General features: G+C 72.7%; 17 protein-coding genes and 2 pseudogenes. 9 read left to right on the forward strand and 10 right to left on the reverse strand.

From position 1 onward, the window contains the following. The first annotated feature begins 1 nt into the window (after nt 1). Nucleotides 2-979, forward strand: coding sequence for a hypothetical protein (locus AB0J40_RS18205; protein ID WP_364454097.1), 978 nt, complete (start codon nt 2-4; stop codon nt 977-979). Nucleotides 980-989: 10 nt separating this feature from the next. On the opposite strand, the gene AB0J40_RS18210 is transcribed toward AB0J40_RS18205, so the two are convergent. Beyond that, complete coding sequence (locus AB0J40_RS18210) at nt 990-2,552, reverse strand: GMC oxidoreductase (protein WP_364454099.1); 1,563 nt, start codon at nt 2,550-2,552, stop codon at nt 990-992. A 103-nt stretch (nt 2,553-2,655) separates the two neighbouring features. Here AB0J40_RS18210 and AB0J40_RS18215 point away from each other — a divergent pair, with 103 nt between their 5' ends. Next, nucleotides 2,656-3,216 (forward strand): helix-turn-helix domain-containing protein, encoded by a 561-nt coding sequence (locus tag AB0J40_RS18215; protein ID WP_364454101.1) that lies wholly within the window; start codon nt 2,656-2,658, stop codon nt 3,214-3,216. A 646-nt stretch (nt 3,217-3,862) separates the two neighbouring features. Here AB0J40_RS18215 and AB0J40_RS18220 read toward each other — a convergent pair. Further along, nucleotides 3,863-4,297 (reverse strand): annotated as a pseudogene (locus AB0J40_RS18220) (LysR substrate-binding domain-containing protein); the annotation flags it as partial. 115 nt (nt 4,298-4,412) lie between these two features. On the opposite strand from AB0J40_RS18220, the gene AB0J40_RS18225 reads away from it, so the two are divergent. The 3 genes from AB0J40_RS18225 (at nt 4,413) to AB0J40_RS18235 (ending at nt 9,003) form a co-directional block, all read left to right on the forward strand. Next, complete coding sequence (locus AB0J40_RS18225; RefSeq protein ID WP_364454104.1) at nt 4,413-5,291, forward strand: LLM class flavin-dependent oxidoreductase; 879 nt, start codon at nt 4,413-4,415, stop codon at nt 5,289-5,291. Between the two features lie 124 nt (nt 5,292-5,415). Continuing rightward, nucleotides 5,416-8,547 (forward strand): family 43 glycosylhydrolase, encoded by a 3,132-nt coding sequence (locus AB0J40_RS18230; RefSeq protein WP_364454107.1) that lies wholly within the window; start codon nt 5,416-5,418, stop codon nt 8,545-8,547. 117 nt (nt 8,548-8,664) lie between these two features. Next, nucleotides 8,665-9,003, forward strand: a complete 339-nt coding sequence (locus AB0J40_RS18235; RefSeq protein ID WP_364454109.1) for a hypothetical protein — start codon at nt 8,665-8,667, stop codon at nt 9,001-9,003. Between the two features lie 95 nt (nt 9,004-9,098). On the opposite strand, the gene AB0J40_RS18240 is transcribed toward AB0J40_RS18235, so the two are convergent. The 6 genes and pseudogenes from AB0J40_RS18240 to AB0J40_RS18265 all read right to left on the reverse strand — a co-directional run. Next, a complete protein-coding gene (locus AB0J40_RS18240; RefSeq protein ID WP_364454112.1) occupies nt 9,099-10,103 on the reverse strand; it encodes a hypothetical protein in 1,005 nt (334 codons plus the stop codon). Beyond that, nucleotides 10,090-12,261: a xanthine dehydrogenase family protein molybdopterin-binding subunit gene (locus AB0J40_RS18245; protein WP_364454115.1), complete on the reverse strand. Its 2,172-nt coding sequence runs from the start codon at nt 12,259-12,261 to the stop codon at nt 10,090-10,092. Before AB0J40_RS18245 ends, AB0J40_RS18240 begins: the two co-directional genes overlap by 14 nt. Continuing rightward, entirely contained in the window at nt 12,258-13,256 is a 999-nt protein-coding gene (locus AB0J40_RS18250) for a xanthine dehydrogenase family protein subunit M (RefSeq protein ID WP_364454118.1), read from the reverse strand. Before AB0J40_RS18250 ends, AB0J40_RS18245 begins: the two co-directional genes overlap by 4 nt. Then, nucleotides 13,256-13,747 carry a (2Fe-2S)-binding protein gene (locus AB0J40_RS18255; protein WP_364454121.1) on the reverse strand — a complete coding sequence of 164 codons (492 nt, stop codon included), beginning with the start codon at nt 13,745-13,747 and terminating at the stop codon, nt 13,256-13,258. The genes AB0J40_RS18250 and AB0J40_RS18255 overlap by 1 nt, the downstream gene beginning before the upstream one ends. 64 nt (nt 13,748-13,811) lie before the next feature. After that, nucleotides 13,812-14,693: an AraC family transcriptional regulator gene (locus AB0J40_RS18260; protein ID WP_364454122.1), complete on the reverse strand. Its 882-nt coding sequence runs from the start codon at nt 14,691-14,693 to the stop codon at nt 13,812-13,814. 199 nt (nt 14,694-14,892) lie between these two features. Continuing rightward, a pseudogene (locus tag AB0J40_RS18265) lies at nt 14,893-15,692 on the reverse strand (DUF222 domain-containing protein); the annotation flags it as partial. A 296-nt stretch (nt 15,693-15,988) separates the two neighbouring features. Between AB0J40_RS18265 and AB0J40_RS18270 the strand changes: the two are divergent. Further along, complete coding sequence (locus AB0J40_RS18270) at nt 15,989-16,840, forward strand: helix-turn-helix transcriptional regulator (RefSeq protein ID WP_364454125.1); 852 nt, start codon at nt 15,989-15,991, stop codon at nt 16,838-16,840. Beyond that, nucleotides 16,837-17,625, forward strand: a complete 789-nt coding sequence (locus tag AB0J40_RS18275) for an SDR family NAD(P)-dependent oxidoreductase (protein WP_364454128.1) — start codon at nt 16,837-16,839, stop codon at nt 17,623-17,625. Before AB0J40_RS18270 ends, AB0J40_RS18275 begins: the two co-directional genes overlap by 4 nt. On the opposite strand, the gene AB0J40_RS18280 is transcribed toward AB0J40_RS18275, so the two are convergent. Continuing rightward, nucleotides 17,613-18,011 carry a hypothetical protein gene (locus AB0J40_RS18280; RefSeq protein WP_364454130.1) on the reverse strand — a complete coding sequence of 133 codons (399 nt, stop codon included), beginning with the start codon at nt 18,009-18,011 and terminating at the stop codon, nt 17,613-17,615. The genes AB0J40_RS18275 and AB0J40_RS18280 overlap by 13 nt on opposite strands. 212 nt (nt 18,012-18,223) lie before the next feature. On the opposite strand from AB0J40_RS18280, the gene AB0J40_RS18285 reads away from it, so the two are divergent. Beyond that, nucleotides 18,224-18,481, forward strand: a complete 258-nt coding sequence (locus AB0J40_RS18285) for a hypothetical protein (protein ID WP_364454132.1) — start codon at nt 18,224-18,226, stop codon at nt 18,479-18,481. On the opposite strand, the gene AB0J40_RS18290 is transcribed toward AB0J40_RS18285, so the two are convergent. Further along, a complete protein-coding gene (locus tag AB0J40_RS18290) occupies nt 18,474-19,073 on the reverse strand; it encodes a TetR/AcrR family transcriptional regulator (RefSeq protein ID WP_364454135.1) in 600 nt (199 codons plus the stop codon). The two genes, AB0J40_RS18285 and AB0J40_RS18290, sit on opposite strands and share 8 nt — an antisense overlap. Before the next feature lie 121 nt (nt 19,074-19,194). Here AB0J40_RS18290 and AB0J40_RS18295 point away from each other — a divergent pair, with 121 nt between their 5' ends. Further along, the gene (locus tag AB0J40_RS18295; RefSeq protein ID WP_364454137.1) at nt 19,195-20,007 is read left to right on the forward strand and encodes an SDR family NAD(P)-dependent oxidoreductase; all 813 of its coding nucleotides are present in this window, start codon (nt 19,195-19,197) and stop codon (nt 20,005-20,007) included. Nucleotides 20,008-20,016: the final 9 nt, after the last annotated feature.

Here is a 20,016-nt window from a genome sequence, read left to right on the forward strand (position 1 = left end):
GATGACCCGACTCGACCGCCACGCCAAGCTCGCCGCGGCCCTCGCCGAGGCGCCCGGCGAGCTGCTGACCTCCGCACGTCCGCTCGGCACCGGGATCGGCGGGTCGACCTGGCTGCTGGAGGTGGCGGGCGAGCCGGTGTTCGTCAAGCGCGTGGCGCTCACCGACGTCGAGCTGCGGCACGAAGGCTCGACGGCCGACCTGTACGGGCTGCCGCCGTGGTCGCACTACGGGGTCGGCTCGGCGGGCGGCGGGGCCTGGCGCGAGCTGGCGGCGCACCTCGCGGCCACCGACTGGGTCCGCACCGGCGCGTGCGAGAACTTCCCGCTGCTGCACCACTGGCGGGTGCTGCCCGGGCTGCCGCGCCCCGGCGCGGACATCGAGCGGGACGTCGCGTTCTGGCACGGCGACGCCGGTGTGCGGCGCCGGCTGGAAGCGCTCGCCGGCTCCACCACCGACCTCGTGCTGGTCCTCGAGTACCTGCCGCACAGTCTCGCCGAGTGGCCCGGCCAGGACCTGCCGCTCGAGCGGGAGCTGCGGCACATCACCGAATTTCTGGCCGGCCAGGGCGTTCAGCACTTCGACGCGCACTTCGCGAACATCGTCACCGACGGGGAGCGGCTCTACCTCACGGACTTCGGGCTCACCGTGTCCTCGCGGTTCGAGCTTTCGGAGGCCGAGGCCGGGTTCCTCGCCGACCACGCCGACCACGACCGGGCCTACGTCCTGACCCACCTGGTCAACCGGGTCGTCCGCGGTCTCCGGCCGTGGCCGGATGCCCGCACCCGCAACGCTTTTGTCCGCGAACGCGCGGCGGAGCACCCGGCACCGCTCCTGCGCCGCTACGCCCCGCTGGCGGCGGTCGTCAACGACTTCTACTTCGCGCTCCACACCGAAAGCCGCAAGACTCTCTACCCCCGCGACGAAATCGCTCGGCAGCTGGAGCGCGCGGGCTTGCCCGCGAACCGGTCGCCGAGGTAGTTCCGGCCGTTCAGAAGATGCGATCGACGTCTTCGGCGATGAGGTTGTCCAGCGCGCGTTCGGCGAGCGCCGCGATGGTCATCGACGGGTTGCAGGCGGCGGTCGTGCCGGGCATCAGGGCGCCGTCGAGGACGTAGAGGCCGCGGTGGCCGAGCACGCGGCCGTCGAGGTCGCACACCGAGCCCAGCGCGGCGCCCCCGAGCGGGTGCCACGTGCTGGGCGCGACGGCGGTCGTGTCGAGCAGCACGCCGAGCGGGCCGGCGATGCGGGAGATCCGTTCGTGGATGCGCGCGCTGAGCTTCGCGTCCGCGTTCGACGGCCAGTGCAGGACGGCGTCGTCCTTCACCGCGTCGTAGACGAACCGGCCGCGGCCCGCGCTGATCCCGTACCCGACGAGCATCGTGGTCCGCAGGTCCGGCAGCGGCGGCAGGGACGCCTGGATGACGGTGTTCGCCGTCGCGGGGTCGGCCCAGTCCTTGCTGCCGTAGACGACCGGGCCGCCCTGCGGCGCACCGAAGTCGTCGGCGAGGTCGGTCCAGGTGTAGATGCGGTCGCCGTTGCTGCCCCAGCCGGCGCCGAGCGCGTCGGGCAGGTCGGGGATGTCGCCCTTCGCGCCCGCGCGCAGCAGCAGCCGGGTCGTGTTCGCCGTGCCGGCCGCCATGACCAGCGCCTTCGCCGTGAGGACCTTCTTCTCCAGCACGGTCCCGGCGGTGTCGATCCGGTCGACGCGGATCTCCCAGCGGCCGTCCGGGGCCAGTGCGACATCGGTGACGTGGTGCAGGGCGGCGACGGTGCAGCGGCCGGTGGCCTCGGCGGCGGCGAGGTAGGTGACGTCGACCGAGTGCTTGCCGCCGTTGTTGACCCCGAGCGCGCAGTCGCCGTTGGTGTAGGACGGTTTCATCTCGCCGTTCAGCTCGCGCAGGGCGTAGTCCCAGTCGATCGGCATCGGGATCTTCTCGACCGCGTAGCCGGCGTTGCGCGCGTTGCGGGCGAAGACCCGCGAAGCCCGGTACGACTTGCTTTCGAGGAGGGCGTCCGGGGCGGTCGCGATGCCCAGCATGCGGGCGACGCGCGGGTAGTACTCGGCGTCCAGCCGCGGGTAGTCGAGCTGTTCGGGGAAGCAGGCGTGGAACAGCTCGGCCGTCGGCTGCAGCGTCATGCCCTGGTAGACCAGCGAACCGCCGCCGACGCCCGCCGCGCACATCATGCTCATGCCCTGGCCGCTCACCTGCTCCAGCAGCCCGGTGTAGCGCTCGAACGGCGGCAGCGACGGCAGGCCCGGCAGCGCCGGGGCGGAGCCGAGCCAGAAGATCCGCTTGTCGGGCGCCGACGTCGGGTGCGGGAACGTCTCGGCGTCCGGCCCGGTCGGCCAGCGGCGGCCGCGTTCGAGCACGAGTACCGGCACCCCGGCCTGCGCCAGCCGCAGTGCCGTGACCCCGCCGCCGAACCCGGACCCGATGACGACGACCCGGTGGTCTTCCCGGGTGACCGGCACCCGGCCCGCCCCGAGTGCGGCGACGCCGGCGACGGCGGCCGCGCCCCGCAGGACGGTGCGGCGGTTCAGGCTGCGCATGGGCGGCTCCTTCGGCTGCGGTGACGTTCGGTGACTGTAGGAATCCGAACCGAGAGATGGAACGGATTGCCGGTCTCACTACTCGCGAGTAGGGTCCGGGGGCATGCGCGCTGCACGACCGTCCGCGGCCGTGCCCCGGCGCGTCGACGCCCGCCGCAACCGCGAAGCGATCCTCCGCGCCGCCGACGAGGCGTTCAGCGAAGAGGCCGACGTCGTGCTCGACGAGGTCGCCCGCCGCGCCGGGCTCGGCCGGGCGACGGTCTACCGGCACTTCCCCGACCGCACGGCACTGGCCCTCGCCGTCGCGGCCCGCCACCTGGCGGCGCTGAAGAACCGGGCGCGCGGCCCGGAGCCGTTCCGCGAGCTGCTGCGGACGGTGCTGGCGATGCAGGCCCGGCGGCGCCCGCTCGTCCGGCTGTTCCGCGAACTGCCCGAGCGCAGCCGACGCCAGTACACGCAGGCGCTGGTTTCGTTGCTGCGCCCGGCTTTCGAAGAGGCGCAACGCGACGGCAGCGTGCGCGCGGACCTGGAGCCGGCGGATCTGGCGCTGCTGTTCGAGATGCACGAGGCGGCGCTGGTGGCGGCGGAACCGGCCGAGCGCCTCGTGCGGGTGTTCCTCGACGGCCTGGCCGCGACGCGTGAGCCGGGTGCGGAAAACGCCTAGCCCGGCCGGAGCACTCCTTGCGCCGAACGTGTGAACCCCGGTCGCACACCGAAGATCCGCAGGTCGGACCACAAAATCGTGGTTGACCGCCGGGAAGCGTGGGTACTTCGGGGACACGGCACCGGCACTCGGATCGCAGGTCCTCCTCCGCCGGGCCGCCCCTCCGCCCGTGACCGGGTTCGCCCGCGGCACGGCACAGCCACGCACATTTTTCGCCCACCGGAGTGCACCATGACCAACGACTCAGGAGCCTGGCACGCCAAACTGCAGCGCGAACAGGAAGCCATCCAGCGGAAGCGAGCGCGGCAGGCCTCGCGAACGCCGGCCGGGACGTCCGCCACGCCCCGCTGACCCGACTGTCCACAATGGATGCCGCGGTGCCCGGTCGAGGTGCCGCGGCATCACTCATCCCGGCGGCGCAAGCAGTGCCTCCGCGAACTCCCGGAACGCCGCCACGAGCCCGTTGCGCTCGCCCGCGCGGGTGGCCACCGCCACCTGGCCCGGCTCGACGCCGTCCAGCGGCACCGTCGTCAGGTCCGCCCCGGCGTGGGTCGACGCGCCAGAACGCGTCCCAGTCCGCGTCGTGGGCCCGCGGCAGCGGTTCGCCCGCGATGTCGTCGAGCGTCACCGATTCCTTGCCCGCCAAGCGGTGGTCGCTCGGGAGCAGGAGCACGCGGGGTTCGTCGTAGAGCACCGTCACGTGCAGCTGCGCCGCCCGCAGCGGCAGCCGGACGACGGCCACGTCGACGCGGTGCTCCAGCAACGCCGCCCGGGCGTCGTCCCAGGCGAGGTGCCGGGTGCGGACTTCGGCGCCGGGGTGGTGGCGGCGCAGCTCGCGCACGGCGGGCGTGACGATCAGGTTCCCGGTGTAGCCGACGGTGATCCGGCTCGGGCGCGCGACGGCCCGCGCACGGGCCGTCGCGTCCGCCGCCGCCCGCAGCACCTCCGCGGCGAGCGGCAGGAACGCTTCGCCCGCCTCGGTGAGCCGCGTGCCCTGGGGCGTCCGGTCCAGCAGCCGCGCCCCCACCTGCCGCTCGAGCCGGACGATCTGCCGGCTCAGGGACGACTGCGTCAGGTGCAGCTCGGCGGCGGCGCGGCCGAAGTGCCGGTGCTCGGCGACGACGGCGAAGCTGTGTCATTGGACGCCGCGCGCCCGGCGCCGCCACGGTGGAAGTACCCCCTTCGGAAGGACTTCCATGGCAAACCTGGGCCCGGTCGGCGGCTACCTGCCGATTTCGTTCACCCGCGTCCCGCCGGCCGACAGCCAGCGCGACGCCGTGCGCCGGCTCGAGCGCGCCGGTTACCGGGCCGTGTGGACGAACGAGGTCGTCGGCGGCAAGGACGCCCTGGTGCAGCTGGCGGTGCTGCTGGCCGCGACCGAGCGGCTGACGTTCGGCACCGGCATCGCCACCATCTGGTCCCGCGCACCGCAGGCACTGCACGCCGCGGCGGCTTTCCTCGCCGACGCCCACCCGGACCGGCTGGTGCTCGGCGTGGGCGTCGGCTACCCGCAGCAAGCCGAAGCCGCCGGCCGGGACTTCGGCCACCCCCTGGCGACGATGCGCGACTACGTCGCCCGGATAGACGCGCAAACCCGGCCCCCGGCGCCCACCGCCGCCTACCCGCGCATCCTCGCCGCGAACGGGCCGAAGACGCTCGCCCTGGCGGCGGAGATCGCGGACGGCGCGCTGCCCGCCGGCCTGCCGCCGGCGTTCACCCGCGAAGCCCGCGCGGTGCTCGGCCCGGACAAGCTCCTCGTGGTGGGGCTCACGGTGGTTTCCGAGCCGGACGCCGGCCGGGCCAGGGCGGCGGCGGTCGAGCGCGTGACGCAGACGCTTAGCCTGCCGACGTTCGGCACCGCGTTGCGGCGCTTGGACTTCTCGCTGGACGACGTCGAAGGCCTCGCCGACGCGGTCGTCGCGCACGGCGGTCCGGACGCCATCGCGGCCAAGGTCCGCGAGCACCTCGCCGCGGGCGCCGACCACGGCGTGCTCATGCCGCCGCCGGCCGACGACTTCGGCGCCGGCATCGCGGTGCTGGAGCGGCTCGCGCCCGCTTTCGCGGACCTCGGCTGACCGGCACGGCGACCCGGGCGGCCTCTTGACCGGCGGACACGACGGACTCTAAGGTCAGCGTGCCCCATTCGATGTTAACGTTAACATCCGCTGGTCCCGACGCGCCCCGAAGGAACCGACAACGATGAAGTTGTTCTCCCCGCGCCGTTTCGGCGTCGTGCTGGCCGTCGCGGCCGCACTCGTCCCGCTGGGCACCGCCGGTGCCGGCGCCGCGCCCCCGTCCGGCCCGCTCCGCGCCTCCGCGAGCGCCCTGTCCGTGCCCGGCATCGACGACGTCCGCGGCAACCTCACCCTGCCGACGTCCGGCGCGGACGGCACGAGCGTCGCCTGGACGTCCTCCGCGCCCGCCGTCATCACCCCGACCGGCGAGGTCACCCGGCCGCCGGCCGGCGCGCAGCCCGCGAACGTCGTCCTGACCGCGAAAGTGAGCCTCGGCCGCGAAAGCGCCACGCGGCGGTTCGCCGCCACCGTCGTCCCGAAGCCGAAGCAGGAACCCTTGGCGGGCTACAGCTTCTTCTACTTCACCGGCGAAGGCACCTCCGACGGCGAGCAGATCTACTCGGCGCTCAGCAAGGGCAACGACCCGCTGAACTGGACCGAGCTGAACCAGGGCCGTCCGGTGCTCAAGTCGAGCCTCGGCGAGCTGGGCGTGCGCGACCCGTTCATCCTCCGCTCCCCCGACGGCGACAAGTTCTACCTGCTCGCCACCGACCTGCGGATCTACGCCGGCCGCGGCTGGGACGCCGCCCAGCGCACCGGCAGCCGGTCGATCATGGTCTGGGAGTCCACCGACCTGGCGCACTGGTCGCGCCAGCGCAGCGTCCAGGTGTCCCCGCCGACCGCCGGCAACACCTGGGCCCCGGAAGCCTTCTGGGACGCCAAGCGCGGAACCTACGTCGTCTACTGGGCTTCGAAGCTCTACGCCGAGAGCGACCCGAACCACACCGGGGACAGCTACAACCGCATGATGTACGCGACCACGCGCGACTTCGTCACCTTCACCGCGCCCCAGGTGTGGAACGACCCGGGCTACTCGGTGATCGACTCGACCGTCATCAAGAACCAGGACACCTACTACCGCTTCACCAAGGACGAGCGCAACAACACCTCGTCGACGCCGTGCAGCAAGTTCATCACCGAGGAGAAGTCCACCGACCTGCTCGACCCGCACTACGGCTTCGTCGCCGACTGCATCGGCAAGGCGACCGCGACGAGCCCCGGCCTCTCCGCCGGCGAAGGACCCACCGGGTTCAAGTCGAACACCGAGGACAAGTGGTACCTGTTCATCGACGAGTTCGGCGGCCGCGGGTACGTCCCGTTCGAATCCACCGACTTGAACTCCGGCAAGTGGACGATGTCCGCCGGCGCGCACCTGCCCGCGTCGCCGCGGCACGGCACCGTCCTGCCGGTCACCCAGGCGGAGATGGACCGGCTGAGCGCTCCCCCGGCGCCGGTGCGCGCGGACGCCGCCGGCCTGGTCGCGCACTGGCCGTTGGACGCGAAGTCCGGCCGGGTCGCGGCCGACACGACCGGCCACGGCTACGACGGCGCCCTCGCCGGTGACGTCTCCTGGGCCGACGGCTCGCTGAACTTCGGCGGCACGAACGGCCACGTCCAGCTGCCGAACAACCTGCTGACCGGCGCCGCCGCGGCGACGGTGTCCGCCGACGTCCTGGTGGACCCGGCGCAGCAGACGCCGTACTTCCTGTGGGGTCTGGGCAACACCGCGAAGGACGGCACCGGCGACGGCTACCTGTTCACCACCGGCGGCACCGCGAGCGGCGGCCTGCGCGGCGCGATCGCGACCGGGAACTGGACGACCGAGCAGCAGGTGGCGGCGAGCGGCGGCTTGCCGCGCGGGGTCTGGAAGAACCTGACGCTGACCGTCGGCGACGGCGTGGCGGTGCTCTACCTCGACGGCGTCGAAGTGGGGCGCAACGCGAACGCCACGATCAAGCCGTCCGACCTCGGCGACGGCGTCACCGCGGCCAACTACCTGGGCCGGTCGGTGTACGCGGGCGACAAGTACTTCAAGGGCAAGATGAAGGACGTGCGGCTCTACAACCGCGCCCTGTCGGGGCTCGAGGTCTCGGCGCTGCCGTCCAACAGCACGACGATCCGCTCGGTCGAGCTGGCTTCCCTGAAGACACCGGCCGTCATCGACTCCGGCGCGTCGACGGTCGTGCTGCCGGTGCGGCCCGGGACGGACCTGCGGAAGCTGTCGCTGAAGTTCGGGCTCGCGCCCGGCGCCACGATCGAGCCGGCCGCCCGGACCGTGGACCTGAGCCGGCCACGGCGGTTCACCGTGACCGGCGCGGGTGGCGACCGTCGCGTGTGGACGGTCGAGGCGCACGAGACGCGCAGCCCGGTCCTGCCGGGCTACAACGCCGACCCGAACATCGTCGCGTTCGGTGACACCTACTACCTGTACCCGACGACCGACGGCTTCGACGGCTGGAGCGGCACGAAGTTCTCGGCGTGGTCGTCGAAGGACCTGGTGAACTGGACGAACCAGGGAGTCGTCCTCGACCTCGGACCGGACGTCTCCTGGGCGGACAAGAACGCCTGGGCACCGACGATCGCGCAGCGCAACGGCAAGTACTACTTCTACTTCTGCGCGGAGGCCAAGATCGGCGTGGCGGTGAGCGACTCGCCGACCGGCCCGTTCGTCGACTCGGGGAAGCCGCTGATCGCGGCGAACCCCGACGGCGGCCAGGCGATCGACCCGGCGGTGTTCGTCGACGCGAGCGGGCAGCCGTACCTGTACTGGGGCAACGGGAACGCCTACGTGGTGCCGCTGAACGACGACATGGTGTCGTTCGACCCGGCGAAGATCACCCGCCTGACCGGCCTGGACGGCTTCCGCGAAGGCCTGTTCATGGCCGAGCGGCAGGGCACGTACTACCTGAGCTGGTCGATCGACGACACCCGCAGCGAGGACTACCGCGTCGGCTACGCGACGGCGCCCTCGCCGACGGGGCCGTTCACCAACCGCGGGCTGCTCCTGAGCAAGGACGCGCACCTGGGCGTCCTCGGCACCGGGCACAGCTCGATGCTGCAGGTGCCGGGCACCGACGACTGGTACCTCGCCTACCACCGGTTCGGCACCCCGGGCGGCGACGGCACCCACCGCGAGACGACGATCGACAAGCTGACCTTCCGGCGCGACGGGACGATCGCGCCGGTGACGCCGACGCTGGAGAGCGTGCGGCCGGAGCGGATCCCGCAGTGCCGGGGCAAAGTCCGGTACAGCTGAGGCGGGTCACTCGACTCGGTGAGACGGAGATCACCAGCGGCGGCGTTTACCCCTGCTCGGGCCGGGTAAACGTCCGCCGTTCAGGTCTTTTCGCCGCTTCCGCCCAGGAGTCGTTTGATGACCAGCGTCCTGACCGACGGTCTCGAAAGCTCGCGCCCGGTCCCGGTGCCGCGTCGCCGTCCGGTTGCCTCCGACGCACTCACCGAGCTCGGCCGCCTCGCCGCGCTGGCCGAGCTCGCCCGGCGCTCTTCGCCGTCGCTCATGCACCACGCGATCCTCGCCGGCACCGCGCCCGCCACGGTGGCGGCGGCCGCGAAGATCGACGTCGCCGAAGCGCACATCCGCTGGCACGAGTGGGCGGACGCGGCGGTCGGCCGCGACGAGTACCTCCGCGTGCACACCGCCTTCGCCGAAGCCGTCATCGCCCGTCACGAAGCTTTCGAGGAAGACCTGTGAAGACCGAAGAGACGACGCTGGCCGACCTGGCCGCGCTCGACCAGGCCGCGACGGAGCTGCTCGACCAGATCACCGAGCAGCTGGCGACCGCCGCGTCACGACGCTGAAACGGGCCAGCGGCGCCAGAGCGCCACGTGCAGGATCACCGCCAGGCTGAGCGCGTTCAACGTCGTGTGCGTCGTCCACGCGGCGACCAGCCGGTCCGGCACCCCGGCCCCGCGCGCCACCAGCGGGACGAGCCACCCCAGCGCCGCCGTCAGCAGCACCACCAGCACCAGGACCGTGGCGCGGCCCGGCACCGGCGTCAGCCGGATCCCCGGCCACGCCTCGAACAGCATCGCCACGACGAGCACCGCCGCGATGACCGCGCCCGCGACCGGGGCGGCCCACTCCCGCGGTAGCGCGAAGTAGCCCGCCCAGGCGCAGGCGACGACTGCGGCGTGCGCCGTCGCCAGCCGGACCGCGCGCTGCCGGATCCGGGCGAACGGCCAGCCGCGCAGCGCCACGTACCAGACCATCTGCGCGGCACCCAGTACCGCGAACCACGCGCCGTAGTCCTCGCCCGGCACCAGGCCGGTCCCGACCAGCCCCCGGTACAGCACCCACCCGGCGACCCAGCACACCGCCAAGGCCGCGACACCCGGCCACCGCACGCCCCGGCCGCGCAGCGGCCAGCCTTCGCCGACCAGCGTCACCTGCAGCACCAGGGTGAAGATGCCCGCCGCCAGCGGTACGGACGCCGTCCCGGTGACGGCCCGGCCGAGCAGCGTCAGCGCCGCTCCCCCGGCCACCACGAGCGCCGTGTCGGAGAGGCCGGGCCAGCCGCCGCGCAGGAGGCTGCCCGGCCAGTCCTCCCACCAGAACGCGATCACCGCGACGATCGGCAGCGCGAACGTGACCGGCGGCCCGAGCACTTCCAGCGAGCGCACCGGACCGCCGGCGCCCGCCGCGAGCAGCGCGGCCACCGGCAGGACGAACACCAGGCCGAGCAGGCCGCGCCGGGGTTGCGCCCGCCGTGCGTCCGCCAGGGCTTCGGGGCTCAGCGCGTCCGGACGGCAGACCGCCGGGCGGTCGTCGGTTCGCTGCCTAGAGGACGTCATCGAGGCGGATCGGCAGCCGGTGGTGCCGCCGTCCGGTGGCGTGGTGCACGGCGTTGGCCACCGCGGCCGCCACCCCGACCATCGCGACCTCGCCGAGCCCCTTCACCCCGACCGGGTTGAACCGCAGGTCGGGTTCGTCCACGAAGCCGACGTCGATGCGGTGGACGTCGGCGTTGACCATGACCGGGTACTCCTCGAGCGTCGAGTTGAGGAAGCCACCGAACCGGTCGTCGGCCAGGCTCTCCTCGCGCAGCGCCCCGCCGATGCCCCACACCACCCCGCCGCGCACCTGGCTCGCCGCGGTGACCGGGCTGGCCACCCGGCCGCAGTCGACGACGCTGACCACGCGAGGCACCCGGATCCGGCACGTCGTCGGCTCCACGCGGACCTCGACGAAGTGGGCGATCCAGCTGAACGTGCTGAACTCGGGGTAGACCGGCCCGGCGATGGCGAGGTGCCCCGCCTTGGACTGGCCGACCACTTCCGGCCCTTGCCCCGGCCCGACCGTGGCCACTTCGACCTCGACCGGATGGCCCACGCGGTCGACGGCCGCGGCGACGTCGACCTCGCCGGTGTCCGCGACGTTCAGGCGCTTGCGCAGCTCCCGCAGTCCGGAGTGGACGGCAGGCAGCGCGGTCGCCGTCCCCCACGAACCCGCCGTCAGGTGCTGCGGCGCGAACCGGGTGTCGCCGACGCGGACTTCGACGTCGCCCACCGGGATACCGAGGTCCCCGGCGACGAGCAGCGCGATCGCCGAGCGGATGCCCTGGCCCATCTCGTGGCCGTCGACACCGACCGTCACGCAGCCGTTGGCCTGCGCGGTGAAGTGCGCGACCGCGGGCGCGACGTTGCCCGGGTAGTTGCCCGCCGCGACGCCCCAGCCGACGAGCGAGCCGTCGTCGCCCCGCATCGAGCGGGGCTCGGGGTTGCGGTCCGCCCAGCCGAACCGCTCGGCCCCGCGGCGGAGGCATTCGGCGAGGAACCGGGTGGAGAAGGGCCGTCCGGTCACCGGGTCGGTCATCGTGTCGTTGGCCAGCCGCAGCGCGACCGGGTCCTGACCGGTGGCGTAGGCCAGCTCGTCGACCGCCGACTCGAACGCGAACATCGCCGAGCTTTCGAACGGCGCCCGCATGTAGCCGGGTGTCTGCACGTCGGTCCGCACGAGCCGGTGCCGGCCGCGGAAGGCCGGGAAGCCGTAGAGCCGCGAGGTCACCTCGGTGTGCATCGCCGGGAACAGGTCGTGCCGCGACGTCTGCTGGTCGACCTCGTGGACGGCGCCGAGGATCCTGCCGGACTCGTCGGCGCCGAGCCGCACGCGGTGGCGGGTCGCGGGCCGGAAACTGCCGTTGTGGAAGGTCTGGGTGCGGGCCAGCACGAGCTTGACCGGCCGCCCGAGCCGCCGCGCCACGAGGGCGAGCGGGCCGAGGTGCGGCTGCAGCGAGTTCTTCTGGCCGAACCCGCCGCCGACGTACGGCGAGCGCACTTCGATGTGGGCCGGGTCGAGGCCGAGCTGCTGGGCCAGGCCGGCCCGGACCGCGGCGGCGTTCTGGGTGCCCTCGTGCACGACGAGCGTGTCGCCCCGCCACTCGACGACCGCGCCGTTCAGCTCCATCGGCACCGCGTGCTGCGCGGCGTGCTCGTAGGTGCTTTCGATCCGGACCGGGCTCGCGTCGACCGCCGCGTCCGCGTCGCCGACCTTGATGTCGGCCAGGAACGGCAGCGGGATCGCCTCTTCCTGGACCAGGGTGGTCGCGCCCTCGGCGTCGAGGTGGACGGCGAAGGGCTCGGGTTCGTACTCGGCGGTGACGAGCTCGGCGGCCTCGGTCGCGGCGAGGAGCGTCTCGGCGACGACGAGGGCGATCGGCTGGCCGCGGTAGGCGATGTGGTCGTCCAGCAGCGGCTGCAGGCTCTGGAAGGAGAACCCGCCACCCATGATGAACCCGGGTCCGCCCAGCTCGTCGGCGTCGAAGCGGGTCACCACGAGCAGCACGCCCGGCACGGCCTCGGCCGCCGCGGTGTCCACATGCGACACCCGGCCGCGGCCGACCTTCGCGAGGGCGAGCGCGGCGTGGGCGACGCCGTCCGGGACGCGGTCGGTGCCGTAGGCGGCCTTGCCGGTAACCTTCTCGTAGGCGTCCACGCGGCGCGTGTCGGTCATCGGGTGGCTCTCTCCCCGGCCATGCGCACGGCGTCGGCGACCGTGCGGATGCCCAATTCGACTCGGAATCCGTTGAAGGTGCCGGGCCGCGCGCCGGCGAAGGCGATTTCGCCGGCGTGCCGGGCGGCTTCGGCGGTCAAGGGCGCGCCGCGCAGGGCACGTTCGGCGTCTTCGGCCCGCCACGGCCGCGTGGCGACGCCGCCGAGGGCGATCCGGCAGTCCCCGATGACACTGTCCTCGACGGTCAACGCGACTGCGGCGGAGGCGAGCGCGAAGGCGTAGGACTCGCGGTCGCGGATCTTCAGGTAGGTGGAGCCGCGGCCCGCGGGCGTCGCCGGGACGCGGATCCGGAGGATCAGCTCGTCGGCGTCGAGGGTGTGCTCGCGCGCCGGGTTGTCGCCTGGTTCGACGTGCAGGTCCTTCAGCGCGACCGTGCGCTCGCCGTGGGGGCCGACGACGTCGACGACCGCGTCGAACGCGAGCAGCGCGATCGCCCAGTCGCCGGGGTACGTGGCGATGCAGGCGTCGCTGGTGCCGAGCAATGCGTGGGTGCGGTCGTGGCCTTCGAGCGCCGCGCAGCCACTGCCGGGTTCGCGCTTGTTGCAGGGGAACTCCGGGCCGCCGCGGAAGTAGCCGCAGCGGGTGCGCTGCAGCAGGTTGCCGCCGACGGTGGCCATGTTGCGCAGCTGCTGCGACGCGGCCCGCCAGAGCGACTCGGACAGGGCGGGGTAGCCGTCGCGGACGGCCGGGTGGTCGGCGACGTCGGCCATCCGGGCACCGGCGCCGAAGGAGAGTTCGCCGTCGCCGGTCTCGATGGTGGTCAGCTCGGGCAGCCGGTGCACGTCGACGACGGCGGGCGGGGTCTCGATGCCGAGCTTCATGAGGTCGTAGAGCGTCGTGCCGCCGGCGAGGACCTTCGTGCCGGGGACGGCGTCGCGGAGGGCGTCGACGGCGTCGGCGAGGCTGCCGGGCGCGACGTAGGCGAAGGGGCGCATCAGCCCTCCTTCCGTGCGTCGGCTGTTTGCTGTGCGTCGGCTGCTTGCCGGACGGCGGCGACGATGCCGACGTAGGCACCGCAGCGGCAGAGGTTGCCGCTGAGGTATTCGCGGATCTGGTCGTCGTCGGCCGTGTGGCCCTCGGCGATGCAGGCGAGCCCGGACATGATCTGGCCGGGCGTGCAGTAGCCGCACTGCAGCGCGTCGTTGTCGACGAAGGCCTGCTGCAGCGGGTGCAGCGCCCCGCCGGGGCCGGCGACGCCTTCGATGGTGGTGACGGTCTGCCCGGCGGCCTGCACGGCCGGGGTGAGGCAGGAGACCACGCGGCGGCCGTCGAGGTGCACGGTGCAGGCGCCGCAGTGGCCCTGGTCGCAGCCCTTCTTGGTGCCGGTCAGGCCGAGCCGCTCGCGCAGGACGTCGAGGAGCGACTCGCGGGGGTCGAGCTCGAGCCGCACGGCCTCGCCGTTGACGATGATTTCCGGAGTGGACACGCCGGCGACGCTAACCGGCCTCGGCCGCCCGGCGCTTTCCCGTGGTTGCTGCGGGAGCGGCCGTTTATTGCTGGTACCGCACGGCGGCCCGGTAGGCGGAGGGCGACTGCCCGATTTGGGCCCGGAACGCCGAAGCGAACCGGGAGGGCGTGGCGAACCCGCACGCCTGCGCGATCTCCGTGACGGAGAGCTCGCCGCGTTCGAGGTGCCGGCACGCCCGTTCGACCCGGATGCGGGTGAGGTACCGGTACGGCGTCTGCCCGGTGGCGGTCTTGAAGACGCGCAGGAAGTGAAAGGCACTCAGGTCCGCGGCGGCGGCCATGTCGGCGAGGGAAAGGGGCAGGTGGTGGTTGTCGCGGATGAACTGGACGGCCCGCCGCGTCCGCAGCTCGTCCCGCCCGAACTCTCGCGGCGGCGGCGCGGCGGCATGCCGGGTGAGCAGGTGCACGGCGAGGAAGGTGGCGGCGGACTCGGCGTACAGCTCGTCGGCCCCGGCGAGGGCGGCGGACTTGAGGGCACCGAGCACGGAGGCCAGCACGGGATCCTCGACGGAGAGGGCATCGGGACGGCCGAGCCGGCCGGCGTCCCGGCCCCAGAGGTCGAGGGCCGTGCGGTCGACGAGGGCCCCGGGGAGGTGCACGTGCGTGGTTTGCGTCCGATCGGTGCCGCGCCAGCGGATCCGCGTCGGGTGCCCGGGAGCGGTGAGCCCGATCGACCCGGGACCGTAGTCGGCCCGCCGCCAGGTGGAGCCGTGCCGCGATTCGATGGAGGTGCTGCCGCGGCTGACGAGGACGACGATCTGGTCGTCAACGGGCGGAAGATCCAGTTCGGCGGTCTCGGCGTTGTCGAGCAGCCGCACGAGCACACCGGACCAGCCGTTGTCCCGCCGGCTGCACAACCGCACCCGGGCAGCGGCCCCTGGGTCGAACGTCAGGGCTTCGGACACGCGCCTCCTTCGGACCGACGTCCCGACACTAACAGGCGCTTGCGCGGGGGCTCGAATTCGAACTCAGCAGTGGGTTGACGTATCAGGTGGGCAGCTGGAGCAGGCGGGGTTGGTGCGTTCGTTGCTGGTGGATGTGTTGGCTCCGGAGCTGACGGGCCCCGCAGCCTTCTGGCTGCGGGCCTTTCCCGTGTCCGGTTGTTCACGCTGCGAATGGCAGCGGTTGGTGGAGGTTGTTGCGCCTGGGTTTTCGGTGCTTGTCCAGGAATGCTGGCGGGAGGAACTCCGGGAGGCCGTCGGCGGCGATGCGGACCTCCCACCCGGAGCGGTGGAGTAGTCGGTGGTGGTGGGCGCACATCAGGACCAGGTTGTTCAGGTTGGTGGGGCCGCCGTCGGCCCAGTGGCGGATGTGGTGGCCCTGGCAGTGGCGGGGTGGGCGGTGGCAGCCGGGGAAGGCGCAGCCGCGGTCGCGGAGGAACAATGCTCGGCGGAGGCCTGCGGAGATCAGGCGGCGGAGGCGTCCGAGGTTAAGGGGTTCGCTGTTCTCGCCCAGAACCGCCGGGATGATCATGCTGTCGCAGGCGTGGATCCGGGCCTCCGCCGCCGTCATGGTGCCCGTGTCGCCCAGGGTGGCCTGGCCGACGCCAGCTCTGAGGTCCTTCAGCGACACCGCGACCATCACGTGCGCCCGCTCGCCCGCTTGCATGGGCAGGTCCGGTGAGTTGAGGGCGAGATCCACTGCGTCGGAGAAGGCGTCGCCGTAGCGTTCCTGCGGGGAACGAGGGCGCCGACGAGGGTGTCGATCATCGGGTTGCTCAGGCGACCTTCCGCAGCCGCGGCCCCGGTAGCGGGAGCGACGGGTGGCGGGCTGTCGAGGTGGTGGCCGGGGTGCAGAGAGCGGGCTCGTTTGACCATCGTCTCGGCAGCGGACTTCGGGATGTCAGCCAAGTGCTCGAGGAGTCGGGCGACCGAGCGGTAGCCGAAGAGTTCCATGACTCCGCGACCGTTGCCATACAACAAGGTTAGCCGAACCCGAACACATGATCACCACACGAACAAGTGGTCATAAGGAGTTACCTGGGCACGAGCCAAACGACCACCCGGCATACCACCACATCGTACGACGACGGCACGGATGCGTTGCACTGCACGATGAGCGATGCTCCAGTCGCACCACAGTCCAGAATGGACTACAGCTCGCGCCGCCAGCAGCACGGCCCGCCGCAGGAAAGCCGCCCCCGCGTTCCTGGGAGTGACAGGGCCAGGCACGGGCCCGCCGCGCGACCTACAGTCGAAGCATGACCGACGAGCCGAACCTGCTGGGCGACCACCTGCGCGCCCGCCGTGAGCTGCTCACCCCCGCACAAGCGGGCCTCCCGGCCAGCGGCCTGCGACGGGTGCCGGGCCTGCGCCGGGAAGAGGTCGCGATGCTGGCCGGCATCAGCGCCGACTACTACCTGCGCCTGGAACAGGGACGCGACCGCAACCCCTCCCGGGCGGTGCTGGAGTCCCTGGCCCGCGTGCTGCAGCTCGACGACGACACCACGGCGTACCTGATCAGCCTCACCGAAGCGAAACCCCGGCGGCCGCGCCGGCGGCGCAAGGAACGTGTCCCGGCGAGCATCGTCAAGTTCCTGGCCGCCCTGTCGCTGCCCGCTTTCGTCGAGGGGCGGTACCTCGACGTGCTGGCCGCCAATCCGCTCGCCGCGGCGATCTCGCCCCGCCTCGTGGTCGGCGCCAACCGGCTGCGTGACGTATTCCTCGATCCGGCCGAGCAGGCGCTCTTCCCGGACTGGGCGGCCGCGACGCGGAGCCTGGTCGCCGGCTTCCGCCAGTCCGTCGGTACCGAGACGCACGACCCGCGGTTCATCGAGCTCGTCGGCGAGCTTTCGCTGGCCAGCCCGCGGTTCCGGGAGCTGTGGGCACGCCACGACGTCGCGAACCGGCGGGGCGCCACCGTGCGGTTCGACCACCCGCAGGTCGGCGAGCTCGTGCTGAACCGGGAGAAGCTGCTCGTCAGCGAAGCCCCGGGGCTCGTGCTCGCCGTCTACCACCCCGACCCCGGCACGGACGCCGCGGACAAGCTGGCCCTGCTGGCCTCCGCGGCGCTGACCCCCGTCACCCCGATCGAACAGGAAAACCACGCATGAGCAAGCTCGCCCTCGTCACCGGCGCCACCTCCGGGATCGGGCAGGCGTTCGCCGACCGCCTCGCCGCCGACGGTCACGACCTCGTGGTCGTCGGCCGGCGGCAGGACCGGCTGGACGCGTTCGCCGCCGCCCACCCGGGTGTCAAGGTCCGCACCGTGGCCGCCGACCTGGCCACCGACGACGGCATCGACGCCGTCGCGGAGATCGCCGCCACCGAACCGCTCGACCTGCTCGTGAACAATGCCGGCGTCGCGCACTACATGCCGCTGGCCGACCTGCCCGCCGCCAAGGCCCGCGAACTGGTCAAGGTCAAGGTCCTCGCGCCGACGATGCTGGCCCGCGCGGCCGTGGGCGGCATGGTCGAACGCGGCCGCGGCGCGATCGTCAACGTGGCAGGCATGATCGCCTTCAGCGGCCCGGCACCGCACTCGCAGATGCCGCGCCGCGCGGTCTACGCGGGTTCGCTCGCCAACCTCGTCACGCTGTCGCAGACCCTCGGCGCCGAACTCGAAGGCACCGGCGTCCGGGTCCAGGTGGTCTGCCCGGGCGTGGTCGCGACGGAGTTCCACGAGCGCCAGGGCATGGACCTCAGCGCGATCCCCCGGATGAGCGCGGCCGACGTCGTCACGGCGTCGCTGCGCGGCCTGGAGCTGGGCGAAGTCGTCTGCGCACCCGGCGTCGAGGACACCGGCCTGCTCGACACGGTCTTCCGGGCCGAGCTGGCCGCTTTCGGCGGCCAGAGCACGGAACTCGCCACCCGGTACCGGGACGGTCAGATCTCGTAGGTGACCTCGGCGAGCCCGACGTTGACGCTCTTGACCCGGATCTCCAGGAGCGACAACGTGTTCGCGGGCCAGCTCACCCGCCCGGTAGCGCCCTTGCCGCAGCCGAGGGACTCCCACGGCCGCGGCGAGCGCGCGCTGGCCATCCGGCCGTCCACGCAGCCCCGCTGCTGGGTACCCGCCTCCACGAACCAGGTGACTTCGAGGTAGCCGCGCCACTGCGGCGGGCTGGTGAAGCTGCACGACTTCGACACGGCCCCCCACTTCCCGGGAAACCCGACCGCCGCACCGCGGCAGAACACGTCCGCGCGGCTCGCCGCGGCGGCCGGAACCGCCGGCGAAGCCAGCGCGACCAGGACGATGGCGAGCACTCCCCAAGATCGTTTCATCATCCGAGGCTAACGCCGGATCGCGGCTTTTCCCGTCACTCGAACGGTTCTTTCTCCGTCACGGGACGACCAGAATCGGCCGGTGGCCCGCGCTCCACAGTGGATTCGAACGCATCGGCAGCGCCCATCCAGCCCGCTCCCGCATCGGAAGCCGGCTCGTCGGCCTTCTCCGCGACAGAAGCGCGATCCTGCACGTCCCCGACCGCGAATGGGTGGCCCAGCTGCGCCTGCTGCGGCGCCACCCGTCGCTGCTCGCACAGCAGGCCGACGACCAGATCGCCCTGGAGCGCGACCTGGCCGCGGTGCTCGTCGCGCGCGGCCACGGCCTCGACGAAGCCTTGGCGCGACTGATGACGGCGACGTTCCTCGCTGCCGTGCGGACCGCGAGCGTGCTGTGGCTCGAGGGCTCGGCGGACCGGCCGCTGCCCGACCTGGTCGACGAACTGCTGGGCCGCGTCGACTTCAGTTAGGGCGGAACGCCTTCACCGCCGCCGCGACCAAGGCGTCCGCGTAGCTCTCGGTCAACGGACCGGTCCGCAGCAGCCACCGCTGGTACAGCGGCGCGTAGAGCACCTCGAGCACCAGGTCGAGGTCGGCGTCGGCAGCGAGCTGGCCCGCGCGCTGGGCACTGCGCAGCCGGTCCTTCTTGGCTTCGTCGACCGGGGCGGCGAGCCGTTCGCGGTAGAGCGCGGCCAGGTCCGGGTCGTGCGCGATCTCCGTGTTCAACGCGCGGATCGGGGCCTCGAACGCCGGTTCGGCGAACTCGGCGACGGTCGCCCGCATGACCAGCCGCAGGTCGGCTTCCAGGTCGCCGGTGTCGGGCAGCGCGGCGACCGCGCCGGACGGGTCCGCGCTCAGCTCCAGGACCGAGTCGAAGACCACCGCGCCCTTGTTCGGCCACCACCGGTAGATCGTCTGCTTGCCGACGCCGGCCCGCGCGGCGATGGCGTCGATCGACACCTTGGCGTAGCCGGCTTCGACGATCAGCTCCCGGGTCGCGGCGAGGATCGCCCGCCGGGACCGTTCGCTGCGCCGGGCGGCATCGGGCTTCCTGGTGGCCATGGACGGGCAGCCTAGCGCACGGCGAGACGAACCGTTCCGTCTTGACACACCGCGGCGAGCCGAGCAGACTCGACGCCGCGAGACGAGACGATTCGTCTCGTGATACGAGGGGAGTTGAGCCATGACGGCTACCGACGGTCGGGTTTGGTTCGTCACCGGGGCTTCGCGCGGCCTGGGCCGGGCGATCGCCGAAGCGGCGCTGGCGGCCGGCCACCGCGTGGTCGCCGCGTCCCGGACCAAGGGCACGCTCGGCGACGAGCATCCCGGCCGGCTCGTGCACATCCCGCTGGACGTGACCAGCCGCGATGCCGTATTCGACGCGGTGGAGCGGGCAGCGGCCGTCTTCGGCGGGCTCGACGTCGTCGTCAACAACGCCGGGGTGATGCTCTACGGGATGGTCGAAGAGGCCACCGAAGAGCAGATCCGCGCGCACTTCGACGTCAACTTCTTCGGCGCGGTCTGGGTCGCCCAGGCCGTGCTCCCCCACCTCAAGGGCGGCGGACGGCTGCTGCAGGTGACGTCCATGGGCAGCGGCGGCGGGATGGCGTCGGTCGGGTTCTACGGCGCCGGCAAGGCGGCGCTGGACGCGCTGAGCGAGGCCCTGGCCATGGAGGTGGAGCGGTTCGGCGTGCACGTGACGAACCTGCAGATGGGCGGCTACGCGACCGAACTGTTCACGAGCGGCACGACGACCACGACGCCCGACCCGGCGTACCGCGAGCTGCGCACGGAGCTCGAGGAGATGTGGGGCGACGACGCCGGGCCCGCACCGGAGACGGCCGCGCCGGTCGTGCTGCGCGTGGCCGCGCTGGCCGACCCGCCGCGCCGGCTCGTCGTCGGCAGCGCGTCGTTCGACATGGTCCGGGAGCTGGCCCGGATGCGCGCCGAGGAGTACACGCGGTGGGAGGACCTCAGCCGGCAGGCACCCGGCTGAGGCCTCCCC

Source organism: Amycolatopsis sp. NPDC049691, from assembly GCF_040675005.1.
Classification (GTDB): domain Bacteria; phylum Actinomycetota; class Actinomycetes; order Mycobacteriales; family Pseudonocardiaceae; genus Amycolatopsis.

What these genes read in the sequence shown, in the direction of transcription:
- AB0J40_RS18230 (WP_364454107.1), top strand. Translation starts at nt 5,416, where the DNA reads ATGAAGTTGTTCTCCCCGCGCCGTTTCGGCGTCGTGCTGGCCGTCGCG.
- AB0J40_RS18275 (WP_364454128.1), top strand. Translation starts at nt 16,837, where the DNA reads ATGAGCAAGCTCGCCCTCGTCACCGGCGCCACCTCCGGGATCGGGCAG.
- AB0J40_RS18295 (WP_364454137.1), top strand. Translation starts at nt 19,195, where the DNA reads ATGACGGCTACCGACGGTCGGGTTTGGTTCGTCACCGGGGCTTCGCGC.
- AB0J40_RS18210 (WP_364454099.1), bottom strand. Translation starts at nt 2,552, where the DNA reads ATGCGCAGCCTGAACCGCCGCACCGTCCTGCGGGGCGCGGCCGCCGTC.
- AB0J40_RS18250 (WP_364454118.1), bottom strand. Translation starts at nt 13,256, where the DNA reads ATGCGCCCCTTCGCCTACGTCGCGCCCGGCAGCCTCGCCGACGCCGTC.
- AB0J40_RS18205 (WP_364454097.1), top strand. Translation starts at nt 2, where the DNA reads ATGACCCGACTCGACCGCCACGCCAAGCTCGCCGCGGCCCTCGCCGAG.
- AB0J40_RS18245 (WP_364454115.1), bottom strand. Translation starts at nt 12,261, where the DNA reads ATGACCGACACGCGCCGCGTGGACGCCTACGAGAAGGTTACCGGCAAG.
- AB0J40_RS18225 (WP_364454104.1), top strand. Translation starts at nt 4,413, where the DNA reads ATGGCAAACCTGGGCCCGGTCGGCGGCTACCTGCCGATTTCGTTCACC.
- AB0J40_RS18215 (WP_364454101.1), top strand. Translation starts at nt 2,656, where the DNA reads ATGCGCGCTGCACGACCGTCCGCGGCCGTGCCCCGGCGCGTCGACGCC.
- AB0J40_RS18290 (WP_364454135.1), bottom strand. Translation starts at nt 19,073, where the DNA reads ATGGCCACCAGGAAGCCCGATGCCGCCCGGCGCAGCGAACGGTCCCGG.
- AB0J40_RS18280 (WP_364454130.1), bottom strand. Translation starts at nt 18,011, where the DNA reads ATGAAACGATCTTGGGGAGTGCTCGCCATCGTCCTGGTCGCGCTGGCT.
- AB0J40_RS18270 (WP_364454125.1), top strand. Translation starts at nt 15,989, where the DNA reads ATGACCGACGAGCCGAACCTGCTGGGCGACCACCTGCGCGCCCGCCGT.
- AB0J40_RS18235 (WP_364454109.1), top strand. Translation starts at nt 8,665, where the DNA reads ATGACCAGCGTCCTGACCGACGGTCTCGAAAGCTCGCGCCCGGTCCCG.
- AB0J40_RS18240 (WP_364454112.1), bottom strand. Translation starts at nt 10,103, where the DNA reads ATGACGTCCTCTAGGCAGCGAACCGACGACCGCCCGGCGGTCTGCCGT.